Here is a 21,234-nt window from a genome sequence, read left to right as displayed (position 1 = left end):
AGATGTGGATGGAGGAGATGTAGGTGGATACACAGCCAATTCGAAAATGGTACACGCTGGCGGCGGCCGACGTGACCGAAGCCCTTCATAGTGATGCTGCGCAAGGGTTGACTCAGCAGGAGGCGGAGCGGCGACTGGCTAAACAAGGTGCCAACCAGTTGGCTGAACAAAAGCGAAAGCCTCTCTACTCGGTCTTTGTTGATCAGTTCAAGGATTTTATGGTACTCATCCTGTTCATCGCGACACTGATTTCGTACTTCCTTGGAGAGTACTTGGATGCGATTGCGATTATCGCGATCATCCTCATTAACGGAATCCTCGGTTTTATTCAGGAGGCCAAGGCCGAGCGATCCTTGCAAGCGCTAAAGGAGCTGGCATCCCCGATGGCGCGCGTCATCCGGGGTGGGCACATTTCCATGATACCGGCTTCGCGACTGGTACCTGGTGATCTGGTGCAATTGGAGGCCGGGGACCGTATTCCCGCAGATTTACGGTTGCTTTCGGCCAATCGGCTAGAGGTGGAGGAGTCTGCGTTGACAGGGGAGTCTGTCCCCGTCGGTAAAAACGTGAAAACACTGGAGACAGCCCAGGCATCAACTGTACCGCTTGGCGACCAAAAAAATCTCGCATTCATGGGCACGATGGTGACTGGAGGAACAGGGAACGGCCTCGTTGTAGCGACAGGGATGAGCACGGAAATCGGGAAAATCGCGCACTTGATGAATACAGCGGAAGAAGCAGAAACCCCTTTGCAGCTGCGATTGGAGCAAATGGGCAAAATTCTCGTGGTCGTTGCACTGCTGTTGACGATTGTGGTCATTGCTGCTGGTGTCTGGCATGGTCATGAGTTGTTTACGATGTTCCTCGCCGGGGTGAGTCTCGCAGTGGCGGCGATTCCGGAAGGCTTGCCAGCGATTGTGACTGTCGCGCTAGCGCTTGGCGTCCAGCGGATGATCCGGCGCAATGCGATCGTACGCAAACTCCCATCAGTCGAGACATTGGGCTGCGCCTCTGTCATTTGCTCTGATAAAACAGGGACCCTGACTCAAAATAAAATGACCGTTACCCAAGTGTGGCACAGCGATTCCACGTATGAAGTGAGCGGCAGCGGCTACGCACCAGAGGGAGCCTTTCACTATCTAGGGAAAATGGTATCTCCCGCCCGTGACGGAGCGCTCTCACAAATGATCCGAATCGCAGACCGATGCAACAACGCCCGTTTGACATGCGAGGAGCAAAGCACGCGCAATCTGCTTGGAATGGGCAAGACGTCACGCTTTTGGCAAGTCGTAGGCGACCCGACAGAAGGTGCGCTCAAGGTGCTTGCCGCGAAGGCATTGGGCGGCAATACAGAGCGTAGCAACCAGAAGAGTCAGGGACAGCGTGTCGAGGAGCTTCCTTTTGATTCTGACCGTAAAATGATGTCGGTCGTCGAACAGGGAACGGACGGTGTGTATTCCCTGCTGACCAAAGGCGCGGCGGAGGCATTGCTGGCGAGATCGACGCACATTTTGTGGAAGGGAGAGCTCATCCCACTCTCCGCGACGCTTCGTCATCAAGTATTGGAGCAAACGGAACGGATGGCAGGCAAAGCGCTGCGCGTACTGGGCTTCGCGTATAAGACACTGCAAGGCTACCGCCCGGGACAGCCGATCGGCACCCTGGAAAACAATCTCGTCTTTGTCGGATTGGCCGGGATGATCGATCCACCGCGTGAAGAGGTGCGTCCAGCGATCAATCTGTGCCATCAAGCAGGAATCAAGACGGTCATGATTACAGGCGACCACAAGGTAACAGCAGAGGCAATCGCCCGGCAGATTGGCTTGATGCGTGGCTACGGAGAGGTGCTGGAGGGGCGTGAGCTAGATGGCATGTCAGATGAGCAGCTCGCAGAGTATGCGGAGCGAGTGACTGTCTATGCCCGTGTTTCTCCTGAGCACAAGCTGCGGATCGTCCGTGCCCTGCAAAGCCAAGGACATGTTGTTGCCATGACCGGAGACGGTGTCAATGATGCTCCTGCGATCAAGACCTCAGACATTGGGATCGCGATGGGGATTACCGGTACAGATGTGACGAAGGAAGCAGCCGATCTCGTGCTGCGCGACGATAACTTCGCCACGATTGTTGCCGCCGTCGAGGAAGGTCGCAACATCTATGACAACATTCGAAAATTCATCCGTTATTTGCTCGCGTCCAACGTAGGTGAGATTCTCGTCATGTTTTTTGCAATGCTCCTCGGGCTTCCTTTGCCATTGGTGCCGATCCAGATCTTGTGGGTCAATCTCGTGACAGATGGCTTACCGGCCATGGCGCTGGGCGTCGATCAGGCGGAGAAAGACACGATGTATCAGAAGCCGCGCAACAAGGCAGAGAACATATTCAGCAGAGGGTTGGGCTGGAAAATTATTAGCCGTGGTTTCCTCATCGGGGCTATGACGCTCTTGGCGTTCTGGCTGACTCTCAAAGAGAATCCGAATGACTTGGTGCATGCCCAAACTGTCGCTTTCGTCACGTTGGTTATGGCGCAGCTAATTCACGTTTTCGATTGCCGGAGTCAATACAGCGTTTTTCACCGCAATGTATTTGAAAACAAATACCTCGTCTGGGCTGTGCTTTCGTCGATCGTGCTCGTGATCGGTGTCGTATACATGGAGACACTCCAGCCAATCTTCAAAACAACGGATCTGAATCTGCGCGATTGGGCATTAATTTTAGTCGCGGCGGGAGTTCCTACGTTTGTCGCGGGAATCGGTGGGGTGCTTACCGGCGGCAGACAGCGCGCAAGCAAAGAGAAACGTCCAGCTATGCGTACGGTTCGTCCTGACTAACCGAGCCGCCAAAGGGGAGAGGGAGCCATCGTGCGCGTGAGAAGGGGAGGATGGAAAAGACGTAGAAGGAGAATTTTCGCTGGGTTCCTGCTGATTATGGTGGTATTGATCGTTTTGTTTATCGTTGTGGAACGCAGGGTAGAGCCGACGTTGATGTTGATTGCCCAGGCCAAGGCAGAGCAGGTCGCAAAGCTCGCTATTACCGATGCAGTCACCAAACGCATGTCTCAGCAGGGTCTCGACGTCAACGAAGTTGTCCTCATGGAGAAAGACGAGAATGGAAGCATCAAAGCGGTGAATTTTAATTTCAAAGAGTACTCCAGGATTGTGGGGGAAACGACAGCGCGTATTCAAAATCGCTTGAAGGAATTCGAGCAGGAGCATGTCCAGACAACCATACCACTAGGCTTGGCTACCAAAAACGTCTTTCTAGAGCACCTTGGGCCTGATATTCCAGTGTCGTTCGTTCCGATTGGAGCCGTCAAAACCAAGCTGGAAACAGGCCTGAAGCAAGCCGGGATCAACATGGTGCTGGTGACTGTCTACATTCACGTCGAGGTCGATTTGCGGGTCATTATCCCGTTTGCGACCCAGCAACAGACGGTCACCACACAAATCCCGGTCTCTGAAGCCCTGATCGTCGGCAAGGTACCGACTTATTTGTATGACAACCCGACAGGCAAGCCCGATGTGCCGATGCCACGAAACAACGAAATCCCAAGCCAGCCGTGATGTTTTTCGCTTATACGCGAACGAATTACACATCTATGAAAAATTTATTGAAACGTTTCTGAAATGGTGCCGTCCAATGAATAGAGACACACAAAAACTAGAAAGAACATTGGAGGCGTAAACAACATGAAAACAATCCGTACAGGCATGATGACAATCGCGGCACTGGCCGTTTTGGGAACTAGCGTGGTATCTGCAACCTCCGAACCAGTAAAAGAACTTTCCGTTAACATTAACGGTCAAGCAATCGCACAAGATGCGATCTTTGATAAAGGTCAACAAACCGTACTGGTTCCACTTCGTCCCGTTGCTGAAGCGCTCGGTTTCAAAGTAAGCTGGAACGACAAGGAAAAAGCAGCAGAAGTGCAAAGAGGCGCGATCACCAGCTACGCAAAAGAAGGAGAGGATCGCTATCCTTTCGCAAAAATGTACAAAACATTGGGAGCGGAGCCGCGTGTACTGAATGGCAGTACATATGTGCCAGTTAAATTCGTAGACGAAATCCTGCAAGCAGAAGTGAATGTAACCGATGATGCAGTGACTGTAGTGGAAGACGAAATCGCTCCTATGCGTACAGGTACAATTACCAACATCAGCAAATCCGACAAAGGCTACTCCGTTACACTGAACATCTATGAGTCTGGCATCATCCTGCACCTGACGGAAGATACGAAAATCACGGATGAAGCAGGTAAAGTACTGAAGCCAGAAGACTTGAAGCTGGGTATGGCTGTAGATGCTACTACCGAAAAATTCATGGCGATGAGCTTGCCGCCACAAACGAGTGTGCTCAGCATCACGGTAAAAGGCGGCTTGGAGACTCAGGACATCCTGGGAACAACTGGAAAAGTAGCGAGCATCTCTGCTGACAAAGAGGGCAATTACAAAATGCTCGTAGAGGGTCGCGGTATTACCGAAACCTCCCAAGAAAAAATCAACCTGAACATTACCGAGAAAACGGTTATCATCAATGCGCGTGACAACAAAGTTCTCTCCCCAGCAGATCTGAAAGAAGATATGCAGGTAGTGGCCTTCTATGGCCCAATGATGACAAAGAGCCTGCCGCCTATCGGCACTGCTGAAAAAATCGTAGTAGAGTAAGAGAAAGAACGGGATGGCATTTGCTGTCCCGTTTTTTTGCGTTCATGACTAGATCGAGTATTTCATACAGATGACGCGACCGAGTTTTTCCGTCTCTCTTTCCTCGTAGATAACAAAACCGTATCTCTCGTAAAAAGGTACGACCCGGCTATTCTTCTCCAAAACGGCCAGATGCAGAGAAGTGTAGCCGTTTTCCCGGTACCAGGCGATTAACGTATCGAGGAATTCTCTAGCGTAACCGTGACTCTGGTAGGCACTGTGCAGCATGATGAGACCTAGCCAAGGGTGCCCATCTCGCGGATTACGCAAAATGAACTGGGCGATCCCGATGATCTCGGTACCGTGTACTTCTCTTATCGAAAAGCTGTAGGAGTCCGCAAGCTTCAGATTATCTTGATGGTCATCTGCTACTGTCTGTAGAGTGACGACCTGTTGTCCAAAGGCAAACTCCATATAATCGGGGTTTGAATTGTACACCGTCAGCAGCTCGGGGAAATCGTGTTCCGTGACAGGCTGAAACACCAATCGAGCGCTTTGGGCTGGGAAGGGAGTTGTGCTTGGCATGTCAAATGCTCCTTTCAGGATATTTTTTACTCATCTAATTAGATGATATTCTAATTTAATAAAATGTCAATTCGAATGATGATAAGGGAATTCCTGATACACTTTCTTTTATGGAAACTTTACAATAACGATAGAATGATTGTCTCAAAAGGAGGAGCGCATGGGTACGTCGAGTGAAGTGCTCTCCCTGATGCAGTCCATCTTTGCCAACGCTAGCGATGCGATCCTGGTGATTGATCATGAGGGACGAATCGTAAAGGCCAATGCTGCGTTGGAGCAGATGACGGGCTGGACAGAAGAAGAGCTGATTCGAGATAAACATATTTGCGAGCTGTGTCTCGGAATGGCAACGTGTATGGAAGAAAAGAGCTGCACGGATTGCTTTTTTAAGCGCGTGCAAATGCCTTCATTCGAGATGAGGCTCCGAACGAAATCGGGTGTAGATTACCCTGTCGCTGCCAGCTCTGCGAGACTAGAGGATGAATCGCAGGGGAAGCTGGTCATGATTTTGCGTGATATGTCTGCGCAACAGCGAGTGGAAAAAGAGCGCCATCAGTACAAGCTGACGAATTTTGCGATCCAAGCACAAGAAGAAGAACGAAAGCGCATCGCCCGGGAGCTGCATGATGGCGTAGGGCAGGCGCTTTATAGTATTTTAGTGGGACTAAACGTAGTCAGACAACGAGAATTGAGCGAGCCAGTTATGCACCATGTCACGGAATTGGTGAATATGACTTCCAAGGCGATGGAGGAAGTGAAGCGCATGGCGCTGGAGCTGCGTCCGTCTGCACTGGATGATCTTGGTTTACTGCCTGCATTACGTTCGTTGATGAAACGGGTGGAAAAGACGTTTCATATCCAGGTGGAGTTGCATGTTCAGGGGGAGAAACGCAGATACTCCGCTGCGATGGAAACAGCGTTATACCGGATTGTACAGGAAGCCATGACCAATACAGCAAAATACGCAAAGGCGAGCCATCTGGGAATCATGTTCGAGAATAGGGAAAAGGAAATTGTCGTCACGATTGTGGATGACGGCGTAGGGTTTGAAGTAGAGAAAACATTGAACATCGGCAAAGGTCTCGGTGTGTTTGGCATGAAGGAGCGTGCCCAGCTGCTTGGTGGTACCGTTGATATTCGCTCCGCACCCGAGGAAGGAACGACGGTGATCGTCCGAATTCCGGTGCCGAAGGAGGGGGTAGGGAATGACCATTCGCGTCTTGATCGCTGATGATCATGCGATTGTACGCTCTGGGCTGGGGATGCTGATCAACGCCCAGGAGGACATGGAAGTCGTCGGTTATGCAGCTGACGGAAAAGAGGCATGTGAAAAAGCATGGGAAGTCCGGCCCGACGTTGTCTTGATGGACTTGAGCATGCCGCCTGGGGAAAACGGCTTGACGGCAACTGCCAGACTGAAGGAAACGGCACCCGACATTCAGGTGCTCGTGCTTACAATGCATGATGACGAGGAATACTTGTTTCGGGTACTGCAAGCCGGAGCTGCCGGCTATATTTTAAAAAGCGCACCTGACCTCGATTTGATCACGGCGATCCGTTCGGTCAATCAGGGCATGGCCTATTTGTATCCATCCGCTACGAAATCTCTGATCGAGGAATTTCTGCAAATGGTCAAGAACGGTGAGGAGCAAGCCAAGTACGACATCCTGACTGATCGGGAAAAAGAAGTGCTGGTCTTGATTGCAAAAGGCTTCAGCAACAAGGAAATTGCGGAGCAGCTCACTGTATCCGTCAAGACAGTAGAATCGCATAAAGCGCATATAATGGAAAAGCTCCACCTGCGTACCCGCCCTGATTTGGTGCGGTATGCGATTAAGAAGGGCTGGCTGGATTTTGAGTAGCGTATGCGATCGGCTCAGCAGAATGTAAAACGGGTTAAAGACGATCCCATTAAGGGGTCGTCTTTTTTTGTGTCGAACTTGTGACCAAAAACGGTCATAAAACGGTCGAAATCAGGGGTTTCCCGGAACATTTTAGGGGATTTCCCCGAATTACTTCCAAGGGGCTCCAGCGGTAAAATGAAGGCGTGAATACTACACCGCGCCCATGAGGCACGTAGGAAAGGAGAAGAGCGCGATGGAGACGCAAGTTGACAAGGCGGAGAAAGGCAAGAAATCTAAATCCAGCAAGCTGCAAACGAACCAGGAAGACTTGAAGGGAACGTTTGTCGCGGTTCTGATCGTTGGAGGCATTATTCTAGTCGGTTGGTTGGGTGTATTCGGGCTTTTCCTGGATAGGTCGTAATAAGGAAGTAAAGGAGGGTACTTATGCATTTGCATCGATATGAAAAAATCTGGTTGATGCTTGGCGCAGGTGGTTTGGCCTTATTTATTGTACTGTTGTGCGTCAATGCGTTTGCTATGGGGATGGCTCCGCCAAGTAATATGGAAATGATTGATCCGGAGAAGGTTACGGAGACACCTCCTTTTGATAAACCAGGCTTGAAACAGGTAGGGGACAACGAATACGACGCTTACATGACAGCATTTGCGTTCGGCTTCTCTCCGACCAAGATGGAAATACCGGTTGGCGCAACGGTGAATTTCCACGTCACGAGTCCAGACGTTATTCACGGATTCCAGATTCCAGAGACCAACATTAACTTCATGGTTCTGCCTGGACACATCAGCTCGGCGACACACACGTTTGACGAGCCAGGTGAGTATTTGATCCTTTGTAACGAATACTGTGGCGCAGGTCATCAGGTAATGGCGACCACGATTATTGTGAAATAAAGGTAGGTGAATCCTATGGTAATCGAACGGAAGATCGACGATACAATCCCCCATGTTCCGGTTCAGCGTTCTGCGGCAAGTCTTAGTTTGGCCTATGTGTGGGTAGCTTATATTGCATTCGGATTGGCAGCTATAGCAGGGATGGTACAGGGAATGGTTCGCGGTGGAATCATGGAACTCCCGAGCTGGACAAATTACTATCAAATTTTGACCGCCCATGGCGTGTTGATGGCACTTATTTTTACAACGTACTTCATCGTCGGATTTATTTTCTCAGGAGTCGCCCGCACGACAGGTGGTTCCTTGCACGGAGCCGCTCTGAAATTTGGATGGGCCGGCTGGATTCTCATGACAGTAGGGACGTTGATGGCTGTTGTCACCATTCTGCTGAATGAAGCCTCTGTCCTGTATACGTTCTACGCACCACTGAAAGCATCTCCGTACTTTTACATTGGTTCTGCCTTGCTCGTAGTAGGTAGCTGGCTGGCGGGATTCGGGGTTTTTGCCAGCTATCGCAAATGGAAACGCGAAAATAAAGGGAAAACGTCCCCGCTGTTCCTCTACATGGGGGTCACTACTTATATCCTGTGGATTACTGCGACGATTCCTGTAGCGGTTGAGGTTCTGTTCCAACTTATCCCGTGGTCACTCGGGCTGGTTCCAACGATTAATGTCATGCTCAGCCGTACGCTGTTCTGGTTTTTCGGTCATCCGCTCGTTTATTTCTGGCTATTGCCTGCTTATATGGCGTGGTATGTCTGTTTACCAAGAATCATTGGCGGTCACGTTTTTAGTGATTCACTCAGTCGACTCGCTTTTATCTGCCTGCTGTTGTTCTCGATTCCTGTCGGTTTCCACCACCAATTGATGGAGCCAGGAATCTCACCAGCATGGAAAATGATCCACGTTACACTGACGCTGATTGTTGTAATTCCATCTTTGATGACAGCATTTTCGATGTTTGCCATTTTTGAAACGACTGGACGTAAAAAAGGCGGAGTCGGACTCTTTGGTTGGTTCAAAAAACTGCCTTGGACAGACGTACGTTTCTTTGCTCCATTTGTAGGAATGCTGTTCTTCATTCCTGGCGGAGCTGGGGGAATTATTAACGCAAGTAACCAAATTAACGCGGTCGTGCACAATACGATTTGGGTTACCGGTCACTTCCACATCACGGTAGGAGCAGCTGTTGCGCTCACCTTCTTCGGTGTCAGCTTTTGGCTGATTCCAGCATTGACCGGACGGCAGTTGACCAAGACTGCGAATCGCATGGGAATGGTGCAAACCGTATTCTGGGCAGTAGGAATGTTCTTGATGTCGCTCGCCATGCACACGATGGGCTTACAAGGAGCGCCACGCCGTACAGACTACACAACGTATATGGATCATCCGTTAGCTCTGGGCTGGATGGATTATCAGCGCGTGATGGCTTTCGGGGGAGGACTGTTGTTCGTGTCTGCGATTCTCTTGATCCTGATCTTGCTGTACCTGACGTTCTACGCACCAAAAGGGAATACAGAATATCCGATTGCAGAGACAGAGACAACACAAGAGGTTCCAAAAATTTTGGAGCGTTGGCCTGTATGGATCGGACTCGTTGCCTTCCTAATAATTCTCGCTTACGGTTATCCGATTTTGGAACAAATTCAGCACCAGGCACCAGGCTCGCCGCCTTTTGTGACTTGGTAAGACGATACGTACGAAAAAGCCGCTCATTCCGTTTGGAAGCGAGCGGCCCTTCTTTTAAAATAAACTCAAGCGCTGCCAATTCAGTAAAGGCAAGAATCAGATACCCGATTGCCAAAAGCCATAGGGCGAGAATTCTGAGGTCTTCCTCTTCAAATGGCATACAACTCCTCCTTTATCTCTTGTTAGCACAACATATTCAAGAGGGAGGACATTGGTTTAGCTTATGGCTCATATATCATCTTGCGGGTCATTCCGCCATCTACAATCAGCTCAGTACCCGTAATGAAATCGTTGTCCTTTTGCGTCAAAAATAGGCACGCACGGGCAATATCATCGGGTGTACCTACGCGACCTGCCGGATGCTGGGCATGATCGCTGGGACGAAGAGCGGCATATTCGCGGTGTTCAATCCAGCCGGGAGAGATCGCATTGACACGAATTCCATCGGGACCGAGTGAAACACCAAGCGCATGTGTTAAGGACAATATGCCTCCTTTGGAAGCTGCGTATGCCTCTGAGTGTGGCTCGGACATGTGTGCCCGCGTCGAACAAAGATTAAGGATAGCGCCTCCACCATGGCGACGCATGATTTTGGCTGCTTCTCTCGATGCGAGAAAAACACTGCGCAAATTTGTGTTCAAGATATGGTCCCACGCTTCGACGGTCAGTTCATAGGGGGATTCCCATACGGACAAGCCCGCGTTGTTGATCAAAACATCGAGGCGTCCCCAGCGTTCATCGACGGTTCTCATCAATTGTTCGATCTGCGCTGGAACGCTGACGTCGATATGCTCGAAGTGGGCTGTACCTTTCACTGCTTCTGTCGTGTTGATTAGCGAGGCCGTTTCTTCTCCCGCTGCGCGATTGTATTCGGCGATGACGACATGTGCACCTTCGGCAGCATACATGGTGGCAATAGCCCGTCCAATGCCTTGGCCACCGCCAGTGACGATGACAATGTTATCCGTGTATTTCATCGAGAGTGCCTCCAAACAATAGGGTATGAAGCGAAATGAAAAAAGTAATTGCAAAATGTTCGTAACGATAATAAAGTAAGTAATGTCTTTTTAGCAGCGTACTATACAGTATGGAGGAGATTCAATCATGAATACAGAACTGAAAATTACCGCTGAACAGGTAATGGAAGCCCGTCACAGCGTGCGTAAATACGATCCAAATGAAAAAATTCCACAAGGCGAGCTGAACGAAATCCTACGTCTTGCAGCAAGTGCGCCATCGTCCTGGAATTTGCAGCATTGGCGTTTTCTCGTCGTGACCGATCCTGCTATCAAAGAAAAACTGCTCCCAATCGCATACAATCAGCAGCAGGTAGTGGATGCTTACGCTACCATTATCATTCTCGGCGATCTGGAGGCTTACAAGTCTGCTGGCCCTGTTTATGATGAAGCATTGGCAAAAGGATATGTGACAGAGCAAGTGCGTGAGACCATGATCGCGCAAATCGAAGGGGCTTACAATAACAACCCGGAAATCGCGCGTGATGAAGCAATCCGTAATTCATCCTATGCAGCGATGCAGCTCATGCTGGCGGCAAAAGCCAAAGGATACGACACGTGCCCAATGGGTGGCTACAACCGCGATGCGCTCATTAAAGAGCTGAACATCCCATCCCGCTATTTGCCAACACTCATGCTGACTTTGGGGAAAGCAAGCGTGCAAGCTTATTCGACTTCCCGTTTTGGATTGGATGAGCTGGTTATTCAAAACAGCTTCTAATATCGTGTTCCAACAGCAAAAAACTCATCCACGCCTCATACTAATAGGGACAGGGTGAGTTTTTTTATAGAGAAATCGATACAAGAATTAGCGTACCCTTTTTTACGTTAATCCAATGTGCAAGTTTGCTTTTCACGAAGCGTCAATCAAAGATTGAACGTATATCACTCCACATGTTATATTTGTTATACGATATACGATATACGATATCGCATAAGGTTTTTTCTTATTGGATTCGGATATAAATAAAACCGTAGGTGTTCCAGCACCTACGGTTACTTCAATAGACGTTCTCGAAAAGGGAGCGGCTCCATATGTGTTACAGTAAAAAGACCGCCACCTGGCCTCGCAAGCTCAAGGGCGGTCTATTTCTTTTTGAGGTAAGTAAGTAGCGCCAGAATGAACATGCCAAACATAAACATGAGCGTCAGCGCTTGATAAACCTCCACCAGCATCACCCCCTCGTTTTTAGACATGAGAGAGCGAGCCGTCCACCCTTGAGAGACCTCGTTCTATTGAATTACCTTAATTTTACGTAAAGTGATAGGGAAAGACAATGAAAATACCTGATAGAAATGCTATTACCGGGAACAAGCGAAAGTGACGAGTCAGTTTCATCTTAATACTTTTTCACAAAAAAAGGCAGGAGAGCAGCTATTCGCTCTTCCTGCCTTATTGCTTTGCCAATAACGGTAAATCCACCATAATCGATGTTCCTTGACCAAGGGCGCTGCTGACCGAAAACCGCCCGGCATGGAGTTGAATGATCTCTTTGCAGATCGCCAATCCCAGACCACTGCCAGAGAGCTTGGAGCGTCCCTTGAAAAACTTTTCTGTGACATGCGGCAGGTCTTCCGGGTTAATGCCTTCACCAGTATCCGTGACGGTGACAAGGAGCCTATCGCCTGACAAGGAAGTCGCGATGACGATCGAGCCGTTTTGTGGCGTGAATTTCAACGCGTTGTCCAATAGATTCACAAATACTTGCTTCAGCCGATTCGGGTCTCCTAAAACCATGAGTGGGGTAGGGGGAGTCTCTAGCTTCAACTCGATTTGTTTCGCATTGGCACGTACGGAAAATTGAAGATGCAAATCATGGAGAAGCTCCCGGACATCCATGCGTTCGCGGGACAACTTCATCTCACCGGATTGAAACTTCGAGAAATCGAGCAATTCCTCGACCAGCCCGATCAAACGATCTGTCTCCTTGGAGATGACTTCCAGACCGAGCATCGTCTCTTCAGGTTCTTCCAGACCGCCCGAAATGAGTGTTTCTCCCCATCCTTTAATCGACGTAAGTGGGGTACGCAACTCATGGGAGACAGAGGAGATGAAGTCATTTTTTAGCTTTTCGTTTTTCCCGATCTCCGCAGCCATGTAATTGAACGTATCCGCGAGGGTTCCAACCTCATCATCGAATCGTTTTGGCGCGCGGACAGCGAAATTTCCTTCCGCCATTTGTTTAGCCGCATTCGTTAAATCCTCGATAGGGTCAACGATTCGTTTTGCCATGAGTAGGCTGAGCGCAAAAGCGAGGACGACTACGCTTGTCCCAACGCCTGCCCCATACAAGGCAATGCGATTGACTGCTTGATAGAGCGGTTCAGCGGAGATCGTGTACCGCAGAACGCCTACAAATTCTCCGCTGTACGTAAGCGGATTGGACACCGCGATGACACGCTCCCGCGACTGTGGACTTTTCCCGATGTAGAGACCACTTTGCCCCTTGATGGCATCCATGACGTCAGGGGTATTGATGATCTCGCTGGTCTGAAAACCGTAGGAGTTGAGAATGACTTTTCCTCCTGGGTCCAAGACCTCAATTTTGGCGTATTCCTGATTCGAAACATTCTCCAAAATGTAGCGTGCCTTGTCTTTTAACCGATAGCCAGTGGCGTACTTGTTAATAAAATTGGTGAAGGTCGTGCTGCGGGTCACTAATGCTTCGGTCGCAGTCCCGATGTAATACGTATGAACGGCCCAGTAAAACAGTCCTTCCAAGAGCAGTACGATCAAAAGGAGGATCAGGCCGAAATGAAGAACCAGCCTGCTCTTAATGCCTTTCATCTGGGACGTCCTTTCGCCAGAGGTAGCCATACCCCCAGACTGTCTCCAGGAAAGCTGGATGAGCCGGATCGTCCTCAATTTTTTGCCGGATTCGACGGATATTCACATCAACGATTTTTAAGTCCCCGACAAAAAATTGACCCCAAACTGCTGTCAAAATCTCGTCGCGACTGATGGCTTTGTTCGCATTTTCTGCGAGTAATTTGATGATGGCAAATTCTTTTGGCGTGAGGTCAATTTCTTGTTCCGCCCGAATCAGCTTGCGTTCATCGAGCAACAGCGTGAAGGGGGCAATGTTAATTTCATTTTTGTCCTCAGCCTCAGGAATGGGTGTCAATCTGCGGTGCAACGCTTTGACACGGGCCAGCAGTTCCGCAGGGCTAAACGGTTTGGAGACGTAATCGTCTGCCCCGAATTCGAGACCCATGACTTTGTCCAACTCCTGGCTTTTAGCAGTCAACATAATGATCCCGAGGCGCGGATATTTTTTCCGCAGTTGTCCGCATACTTCGAAGCCATCAATGCCAGGGAGCATCACGTCGAGAATTGCAATGACGATGTCCGATTGTTGATCTGCGAGATCAAGTGCTTCTTCTCCGGTGCTTGCCTCGATTACCTCATAGCCCTCGCGTTTGAGATTGATGCGCACAAAATCTCGGATGGATTTCTCGTCTTCCAGTAATAGAACCTTCATAGGGCAAATCTCCTTGATAAGGATTTACTATTTCACTTTATTCCCGACTCGTCATTGGTTTGTAGAGCTGGCGAACTTCCTCAGCTGTAAGCTGCATCGATCGATATTCCGCGAGAGCTGCCTTTCCAAGGGTAGGTGTCGTTTGCGGTAAAATGGCGATCAAGACTTGTTTCCCCTCTTCCTTTAGCAAAATGTAGGGAACCTGCTTTTGCTTCAATCCGTTTTCAAATTTCACCCATTCGTTTTGTGGAATGCTTTGCAGCGTTAGTAATTCTGCCTTATTTTTTCCATTCGCTCCGTAATAAAGGAACCGGACTAGAAATGGATTCGTATCATGGTTGGTGGAAATGGTGTATTTTTCGCCCCATTTTGCTGGAATCTTGAGGTCGAACCCTTGTGTGTAATTTTGATAATGATCTTGTATGTGTTTCAAGCCCGTTTTCCCGTCCCATTGGAAGTAGGAGGAGACCCAAGGGATTTCTGCCATGGCTAAATCCTCTGTCCCAGCGGGTTGTATCTTCGTGCCGATCTCGATGATGCCATCACCGTTGATATCTTCACTTTCCAAAGAATACGGCTTAAAGGTCAGGTCCATCTCTCCTTCTATTTTTGCCAAAGGGTTGGACAGCTGTCCATTGTTCCAGAGGAGTAGTTCAGTAGAAGCAGAGTGAGCACCTAATCCAGCATCAATAAATAGTCCGTTTCGGGTTGGTGATGCTTTTCCGATGACAGCCTGATAGTAACCATTCACATATCCGTCAAGGGCTAGCTCCGTCTTTTTTGCGATTGTGCCGTTCGCCGCCCCATACAGCTCGGCTTTGGATGTGAAGTTATTTTTATCGAGAACAACGAGAGCGAGATCCGCGTGATCATCTCCTGTCAAATCGCCTACTGCCATAATGGAATAGGGCTGCTTCATCAATTCCTGGGTCATATTATTCGCTAGCGAATAAACGGAGAGCTCCTTGTTCAAATCTTCGCCGCCCCCCATTCCAATCAGCATTTCCGGGATTTTGTCACCTGTGAGATCTTGAAAGGAGACGTAATCCAATTCGCTACCGACACCCGTAAAGGAGGAGAGCTTTTCCCAGTTTCCTTGGTTTTGGGTAAGCACAAGCACACCGATTTCGTAATCGGTTTTTTCGGTTTTGTAAAAAGCGACGACTTCCGCAATCCCATCGCCATTCAAATCCTGTAGGGAGACGGCACTGGCCTCTGCGGGATGAAGAGGAACAGATAATTGCGACCCTGCGGGCAAATATTGCATGACGGCCTGATTAATCGATTTTTGATCGCCGTCTGCTGATGGGGCGCGCATCAATTCATTGGGTGTATCTGTGAGTCCGCAACCGCTAACGAGCGAGGCGCAGAGTGCTGTCGTAACGAGCCAAGCCTTTTTCATTTCAAATGTTCCTTTCTGTTGCTGCATCCATTTGACTATATTGTAGCTTGCCCATCCCGCAAATTTGTTGCAAAACGGTAAAAAAACCCGTATTTAAGCTTTTTCAAAAACGAATGAACGTGTCCTATGCTTCCTTATACAGGAAAAAAGTGTGAGAGAACAGGGAACATTTTACTAGCAACAATTGACCTAGCAAATTCGTTTAAAAATGTAGGATAGGAGTTCGATGTTATTTATACGAAGGAGGAGAATAGGATGAAAGCATGGCACAAAACGATAGCGGTAGTTCTTTGCAGCGGAGCGGTTCTCATGGCTTCGGGCGTTGGGGCTAACCCGGTTCAAGCGAGCGGCACCCAATCGCAAGCGTACGCGCCAGTAGTCTTACTGCAATCAGAGCAAAATATTCCGTTTACCATACAATTTGTTGATGGATTTGTGGCAAAAGTAACGAATGCAAAAACAAAAGCGACGAGTACAGTAGATATATCGGACAATAAGGCTACGTACGTGAAGCAAGGAATTTATCATGCCAATGGAAAGCTGCAAAAGGCAACCAATGGATATACGCAAAAGCTGGTGGAGCTGGTGCCATTCCGGGATGCGCAAGGCAACCTGCGTTATATGGGCAAGCAAACCTTGTGGGGGCTGAATACGGAGGATCGCTTGGCAGTAGCGACCAGTGTGTGGAACGTCGTCGACAAACAGCCGCAGCTTTTACAGGTAACGGTTCAAAAAGCAGACTGGGACAATATGCCGTCGCCAGATGTGACGATCAATAGCGGCTTCAGTATGGGCAGCGATAGTACCTTTGTCCTTGATTCGAAGTATGCAGATGTGACCGGAGACAATATCAAGGATCACATTTTGCTAGTAGGCGATAAGATGGGCGTATCGATGAATCAGACCGCCCATAACCTGCGTGTCGTGGTTCGCGAAGGGAAGGATAATCAGCAGACGTTTATCTCTGTAGGAAAACGCGACAGTGGTATTCTTCCGAAGCTCGCTATCACGGATGGCAATGTCGATCAGGTAAAAGACATCCTCGTCACGATGCCCACTGCGGCAGGTCATGTGTACAGTCAGCTTACGTGGAAAGATAATCGCCCGCAGCCAGTCGTCGAGCAGGGGAAATTAAATGATCGTCAGGCGTATCATCCGGTTATTGGGGCTTATGGGGAAGCGGTTGGGATGAATAAGGCGAAAAAACAATAATGGAGTAGGCGTGGAGGAAATCAGTCAGAGTGAAATCTGGCTGATTTTTTTTATACTAATTTCGTAAAAAGTCATTCCGAAAGGAGAAATGAAGGTTATTCTCTGATTTTTAAATCGTAATAATTACGTTTTGTGTTGACTTCGGATATTTCAGTACGTTATGATAACCAATAAATCGTAATAATTACGCTTTGAGTAAAGCAAAAAGGAGAAACTACCATGAACATAATCAAAAAGAAAATCCCCGTCACAGTCCTGAGCGGGTACTTGGGAGCGGGCAAAACGACGCTACTGAACCATGTCCTGAACAATCGGGACGGGTTACGAGTCGCCGTGATCGTTAACGATTTGAGCGAAGTAAACGTAGACGCCTCTCTTATTCTCTCGGGCAGTGGTCTTTCACGCGTGGACGAAAAGGTCGTAGAGCTGTCGAATGGCTGCATTTGCTGCACCTTGCGAGAGGATTTGCTAACGGAGGTAGAGCGTCTGGCTTTGGAAGGACGGTATGACTACATACTGATTGAATCGACGGGAGTAGGTGAGCCGGTTCCTGTCGCCCAGACTTTCACATACGTAGACGAAGAAAATGGCATCAATTTATCGTCCCTGTGTCGTCTGGACACGATGGTGACCGTAGTCGATGCGTACCGGTTCTGGCATGATTTTTCGTCCGGCGAAAACCTATTGGACAGAGGGCAGGCAGTTGGCGAAGAGGATACCCGTGAGGTGGCGGATCTTTTGATCGACCAGATTGAATTCTGTGATGTGTTGATTCTGAACAAATGCGATCGTGTCGCTCCAGATGATTTAATACAGCTGGAAGCCGTTCTGCGCAAGCTACAGCCAAATGCTCGCTTCATCCGCGCTGTTCGTGGGCAGGTAGATCCGCAAGAAATTTTGAATACCAACCTGTTCGACTTCGAGGCAGCCAGTCAATCAGCGGGATGGATTGCTGAGTTGCAAAAGGAAGAGCATACACCTGAGACGGACGAGTACGGAATTTCCTCCTTCGTTTATCGCGGTCGCAGGCCGTTTCATCCAGCACGTTTTGAAAAGTGGTTGGAGGAGTGGCCAGAGGAGGTTGTGCGTGCCAAAGGCTTTTTCTGGTTAGCGACACGAAATAATGTGGCGATGTCACTCAGTCAGGCGGGGCCATCCATCGAAATCGGAACGGCAGGCTATTGGACAGCAGCGTTATCGGCAGAAGAGCAACAAGCCATTCTGGTCGAAGAGCCGGACTGGCAGCAAACATGGCATCCCGTACATGGGGATCGAACGACAGAGCTCGTCTTTATCGGGATCGATCTGAACCAGGAGCGAATCGTGAAGCATCTCGATGCATGTCTCCTGAACGATGAGGAATACGAGGCAGACTGGAGTAAGCTGCCCGACCCACTCCCGACAGCAGATGCTGTAATCGAGACGACCTTGTAAGCAAAAAAGAGGAGGCTGACATCCATGCGCGTGAACGTTACCCTGCAATGCACGGAAACCGGAGACCGAAACTATATCACATCCAAAAATAAGCGGAATCATCCCGAGCGATTGGAACTGAAAAAATACTCTCCACGTTTAAAACGCTATACCCTTCATAGGGAAACAAAGTAATTCTAAAAAATGTCTGGAGACCATAGGCACCCTGCCCAACACCTTCTAATCACCAAAACATAAAATGTACTTGTGTTTATCGAATGAAGAATTCGCTGCAAGTCCTAGCTCTTAAACAGGAGAGGGTTCGGTATGAAAATCGTGATCATCGCCCCCGAGCAAATTCCCGTTCCCCCCATTCTTGGGGGGTCCGTCGAAATTACGATTCTGGCGATCGCCAAAGAATTGAGTAAGTGGCATTCGGTCTCGATCATCAGCAGAGCGCATCCTCGTTATCCGAAGTATTCAGTTATCGATGGGGTGCACATATATCGCGTCCCTACCGGCAGTCCTGCGAAATATTTGACCCATGTGAAAAAAATCCTGAAAAAACGTCGATTTGACGTTTTGCAAATTGATAACCGTCCAGAGTTCGTCAGGTCGATTAAATCGATGTTTCCGAAAGCGACTGTGTCCTTGTATCTTCACTCGCTGACTTTTGTAAACTTACCCCATACCAGCCGGGTAGAGACCTTGGCCGGATTACGAAAAGCAGACCTGATTATCACCAATAGTTCTTCGCTTGAAAGTCGGCTTTCTGCTCGCTTTCCTAGTATGTCGAGAAAAATCCGGGTTGCATGGCTTGGGGTTGATACATGTCGCTTTTCCCCTATTCAAAAAACCTCTCATCCCCGTGCCTTCACCTTATTGTTCGCAGGGAGGCTGATCCCACGCAAAGGCGTTCCCGTATTACTTCAAGCAGTTAAGCTCGTGAATAAACAGGTAGCCCAACCTGTCAAAGTAATGATTGCGGGAGGAACACCAACAAGCAAGTATGCAAGAGAATTGCAGTCGCTCTCTCGTAAGTTTGGGGTACATGCCGAATTCCTAGGTACGATTCCCCATCGTAGTATCCACTGTGTTTTTAGAAAGGCCGATTTGTTCATTTGTCCTTCGCAAAAGCATGAATCGTTTGGCCTTGTTAACGTCGAAGCGATGTCTTCCGGATTGCCAGTCGTTGCCTCGAAAAACGGGGGAATAAAAGAAGTGATTCAGCATGGCCGTTCTGGATTGCTGATCAAACAATATAAAAATCCGCAAGCGTTCGCCGATGCGATCTGTTCGCTGATCATGAATAAGCCACTGTATTTGAAAATGAAGCAAGAAGCTCGTCAAATTGCCTTGGAGAAATTTAGTTGGCGTGCAACAGCAGATAGACTCAGTCACATTTATGAATGCCATGGTACCGAGCATGGCGTCCAGCCTGAGCGAAGGCAAGAGGAGCCCGACAATGGTGGGGGTAATGACGAGAGAAGCAATCCATGCTGTGATCCCATCCTGCAACCATTTAACATCATCCACGATTGGAATTGCTTTGATGAAGACAACCAAAGCATCGCCAGTACCGGAGTTTTCCAAAACTTTGCCAATCTGTGTACGGAAAATGATGACGAGTCCGATGGGAGTGATGAGTCTGCCGAAGCCACTTTCGATTTCTTTTCCGATATCGGCTATCAAAGGCTTGTCGATGCACTCCTATACGGTTCACACAATGCTGGAACGGGATCGTAGCAATTATGATGAAAAGGAAGTGGCCGATCAGGATTTCAGACAATAAATCCGCATGACCTGTTCGGCTGTCTGCTCCAAGAGCAAGGCGGCTTCGCGCATCGATTGGTCCAGCGCCATCGGTTTGTTGGTGATGCTGACAACGGCAGAAACGCCTTTTTCATATAGGGCATCGATGCCAGTACCAATGGAACCAGCGAGGACGATGACGGGAATACCGTATCGTTGTGCGACTTGGGCAACTCCACATGGCGTCTTTCCATGGGCCGTCTGGAAGTCGACTTGTCCCTCACCTGTGATCACAAGAGTGGCTTTGTCCATGGCTTCCGCGAGTCCGGTCGTCTCGATCACAATCTCAATCCCGGAACGCATCTGACCATTTAGAAAAGCGAGAAGGGCACCAGCGACACCACCCGCAGCACCTGTCCCAGGCAATTCGTGAATGGCGATGCCGCGGGTCTTTTCGATCAAGTCAGCGAAATGGCGCAAATGATCATCCAATTGCAGCACCATTTCCGGTGTAGCTCCTTTTTGCGGGCCGAAAACGTGAGAAGCGCCATTGGGTCCAACAAAAGGATTGGTGACATCACATGCAATGACGAAGTGGCATTCAGCCAGCCGCTTATCAATGTGACTGGTGTCAATACGGCTGAGTCGTGATAATTCGCCACCTCCAAAAGAGAGTGGCTGATCGTCCTCATCGAGAAGCACATATCCGAGGGCTTGGAGCATGCCAGCGCCTCCGTCATTGGTAGCGCTGCCCCCCAGTCCCAGAATAAACTTGCGGCAGCCTTGATCCAGTCCGGCCGTAATCAATTGACCAAAGCCATAGGTCGTCGTGACAAGCGGGTTGCGCTCTGCGGCAGAAATTAAGTAAAGACCAGAGGCAGCAGCCATTTCGATCACACAGGTTACACCGTCACCCAAAATGCCGAATTCAGCGGAAATGTCCAGTCCGAGCGGGTTTTTTACGGTGGTGGTTAGTATTTTGCCATCTGTGGCATCGACCAGGCATTGCATGGTACCTTCGCCGCCGTCAGCCATCGGTTTCACGATCAGTTCACTTTGTGGGAGTACGCGTCGAATCCCTGAGCAAATGGCTTCGCCCACTTGTTTGGCAGTCAGGCTACCTATAAAAGAGTCCGGAGCGATTACAATTTTCATGACGGTGTTCCTCCTATCAAAAGAGAGGGTATTTTTTCCATAATAAAAAAACCTCCATCGAAGATATTCTAGAGGAGGGGACTGACCCCCGTCCGTAGGACAGGTATCAAAACACCATTGCGAATTAAGCAA

General features: G+C 49.1%; 20 protein-coding genes. 13 read left to right on the top strand and 7 right to left on the bottom strand.

Annotated elements, in window-relative coordinates; genetic code table 11:
• Positions 1-23 precede the first annotated feature (23 nt).
• The 3 genes from ACQ5DJ_RS21860 (at position 24) to ACQ5DJ_RS21850 (ending at position 4,661) form a co-directional block, all read left to right on the top strand.
• Positions 24-2,828 carry a calcium-translocating P-type ATPase, SERCA-type gene (locus ACQ5DJ_RS21860; RefSeq protein ID WP_429844297.1) on the top strand — a complete coding sequence of 935 codons (2,805 nt, stop codon included), beginning with the start codon at positions 24-26 and terminating at the stop codon, positions 2,826-2,828.
• A 30-nt stretch (positions 2,829-2,858) separates the two neighbouring features.
• On the top strand, positions 2,859-3,560 hold the full coding sequence (gene yunB, locus ACQ5DJ_RS21855) for a sporulation protein YunB (RefSeq protein ID WP_429844296.1): 702 nt from the start codon (positions 2,859-2,861) through the stop codon (positions 3,558-3,560).
• Between the two features lie 126 nt (positions 3,561-3,686).
• The gene (locus tag ACQ5DJ_RS21850) at positions 3,687-4,661 is read left to right on the top strand and encodes a copper amine oxidase N-terminal domain-containing protein (protein WP_429844295.1); all 975 of its coding nucleotides are present in this window, start codon (positions 3,687-3,689) and stop codon (positions 4,659-4,661) included.
• A gap of 48 nt (positions 4,662-4,709) precedes the next feature.
• Here ACQ5DJ_RS21850 and ACQ5DJ_RS21845 read toward each other — a convergent pair whose 3' ends face one another.
• Entirely contained in the window at positions 4,710-5,225 is a 516-nt protein-coding gene (locus ACQ5DJ_RS21845; RefSeq protein WP_429844294.1) for an N-acetyltransferase family protein, read from the bottom strand.
• Between the two features lie 160 nt (positions 5,226-5,385).
• Here ACQ5DJ_RS21845 and ACQ5DJ_RS21840 point away from each other — a divergent pair, with 160 nt between their 5' ends.
• From ACQ5DJ_RS21840 to ACQ5DJ_RS21820, 5 genes are all read left to right on the top strand, one after another.
• On the top strand, positions 5,386-6,456 hold the full coding sequence (locus ACQ5DJ_RS21840) for an ATP-binding protein (RefSeq protein WP_429844293.1): 1,071 nt from the start codon (positions 5,386-5,388) through the stop codon (positions 6,454-6,456).
• A complete protein-coding gene (locus ACQ5DJ_RS21835; protein WP_069851973.1) occupies positions 6,431-7,087 on the top strand; it encodes a response regulator transcription factor in 657 nt (218 codons plus the stop codon). Before ACQ5DJ_RS21840 ends, ACQ5DJ_RS21835 begins: the two co-directional genes overlap by 26 nt.
• A gap of 235 nt (positions 7,088-7,322) precedes the next feature.
• Positions 7,323-7,490 carry a cytochrome c oxidase subunit 2A gene (locus tag ACQ5DJ_RS21830; RefSeq protein WP_429844292.1) on the top strand — a complete coding sequence of 56 codons (168 nt, stop codon included), beginning with the start codon at positions 7,323-7,325 and terminating at the stop codon, positions 7,488-7,490.
• Between the two features lie 23 nt (positions 7,491-7,513).
• Positions 7,514-7,981, top strand: a complete 468-nt coding sequence (locus tag ACQ5DJ_RS21825; protein ID WP_144618062.1) for a cytochrome c oxidase subunit II — start codon at positions 7,514-7,516, stop codon at positions 7,979-7,981.
• A 15-nt stretch (positions 7,982-7,996) separates the two neighbouring features.
• Positions 7,997-9,670 carry a b(o/a)3-type cytochrome-c oxidase subunit 1 gene (locus ACQ5DJ_RS21820; protein ID WP_429844291.1) on the top strand — a complete coding sequence of 558 codons (1,674 nt, stop codon included), beginning with the start codon at positions 7,997-7,999 and terminating at the stop codon, positions 9,668-9,670.
• Between the two features lie 221 nt (positions 9,671-9,891).
• Here the strand turns inward: ACQ5DJ_RS21820 and ACQ5DJ_RS21815 are convergent, their stop codons facing one another.
• Positions 9,892-10,647, bottom strand: a complete 756-nt coding sequence (locus ACQ5DJ_RS21815; RefSeq protein ID WP_429844290.1) for an SDR family NAD(P)-dependent oxidoreductase — start codon at positions 10,645-10,647, stop codon at positions 9,892-9,894.
• Between the two features lie 127 nt (positions 10,648-10,774).
• On the opposite strand from ACQ5DJ_RS21815, the gene ACQ5DJ_RS21810 reads away from it, so the two are divergent.
• Complete coding sequence (locus ACQ5DJ_RS21810; protein ID WP_429844289.1) at positions 10,775-11,407, top strand: nitroreductase family protein; 633 nt, start codon at positions 10,775-10,777, stop codon at positions 11,405-11,407.
• 365 nt (positions 11,408-11,772) lie between these two features.
• Here ACQ5DJ_RS21810 and ACQ5DJ_RS21805 read toward each other — a convergent pair whose 3' ends face one another.
• From ACQ5DJ_RS21805 to ACQ5DJ_RS21790, 4 genes are all read right to left on the bottom strand, one after another.
• The gene (locus tag ACQ5DJ_RS21805) at positions 11,773-11,883 is read right to left on the bottom strand and encodes a putative holin-like toxin (protein ID WP_012684156.1); all 111 of its coding nucleotides are present in this window, start codon (positions 11,881-11,883) and stop codon (positions 11,773-11,775) included.
• Positions 11,884-12,079: 196 nt separating this feature from the next.
• Positions 12,080-13,474, bottom strand: a complete 1,395-nt coding sequence (locus ACQ5DJ_RS21800) for an ATP-binding protein (protein ID WP_429844288.1) — start codon at positions 13,472-13,474, stop codon at positions 12,080-12,082.
• Positions 13,461-14,168 carry a response regulator transcription factor gene (locus ACQ5DJ_RS21795; protein WP_429844287.1) on the bottom strand — a complete coding sequence of 236 codons (708 nt, stop codon included), beginning with the start codon at positions 14,166-14,168 and terminating at the stop codon, positions 13,461-13,463. The genes ACQ5DJ_RS21800 and ACQ5DJ_RS21795 overlap by 14 nt, the downstream gene beginning before the upstream one ends.
• A 37-nt stretch (positions 14,169-14,205) precedes the next feature.
• Positions 14,206-15,570 (bottom strand): VCBS repeat-containing protein, encoded by a 1,365-nt coding sequence (locus ACQ5DJ_RS21790; protein ID WP_429844286.1) that lies wholly within the window; start codon positions 15,568-15,570, stop codon positions 14,206-14,208.
• Between the two features lie 255 nt (positions 15,571-15,825).
• Between ACQ5DJ_RS21790 and ACQ5DJ_RS21785 the strand changes: the two genes are divergently transcribed.
• The 4 genes from ACQ5DJ_RS21785 to ACQ5DJ_RS21770 all read left to right on the top strand — a co-directional run bounded on the left by ACQ5DJ_RS21785 (position 15,826) and on the right by ACQ5DJ_RS21770 (position 19,941).
• Positions 15,826-16,782 (top strand): hypothetical protein, encoded by a 957-nt coding sequence (locus ACQ5DJ_RS21785; RefSeq protein ID WP_429844285.1) that lies wholly within the window; start codon positions 15,826-15,828, stop codon positions 16,780-16,782.
• 219 nt (positions 16,783-17,001) lie between these two features.
• Positions 17,002-18,216 (top strand): GTP-binding protein, encoded by a 1,215-nt coding sequence (locus ACQ5DJ_RS21780; RefSeq protein ID WP_429844284.1) that lies wholly within the window; start codon positions 17,002-17,004, stop codon positions 18,214-18,216.
• Positions 18,217-18,240: 24 nt separating this feature from the next.
• Positions 18,241-18,390, top strand: a complete 150-nt coding sequence (gene rpmG, locus ACQ5DJ_RS21775; protein ID WP_007726139.1) for a 50S ribosomal protein L33 — start codon at positions 18,241-18,243, stop codon at positions 18,388-18,390.
• A 132-nt stretch (positions 18,391-18,522) separates the two neighbouring features.
• Positions 18,523-19,941, top strand: coding sequence for a glycosyltransferase family 4 protein (locus tag ACQ5DJ_RS21770; protein WP_429844283.1), 1,419 nt, complete (start codon positions 18,523-18,525; stop codon positions 19,939-19,941).
• A 27-nt stretch (positions 19,942-19,968) separates the two neighbouring features.
• Here the strand turns inward: ACQ5DJ_RS21770 and ACQ5DJ_RS21765 are convergent, their stop codons facing one another.
• Positions 19,969-21,102 (bottom strand): glycerate kinase, encoded by a 1,134-nt coding sequence (locus ACQ5DJ_RS21765; protein ID WP_429844282.1) that lies wholly within the window; start codon positions 21,100-21,102, stop codon positions 19,969-19,971.
• Between the last annotated feature and the right edge of the window lie 132 nt (positions 21,103-21,234).

The sequence above is a fragment of the Brevibacillus sp. FIR094 genome, from assembly GCF_050477165.1.
Taxonomy (GTDB): Bacteria; Bacillota; Bacilli; order Brevibacillales; family Brevibacillaceae; genus Brevibacillus.
Note: the sequence above shows the minus strand (reverse complement) of the source record. Positions and strands in the feature narration are given on the sequence as shown.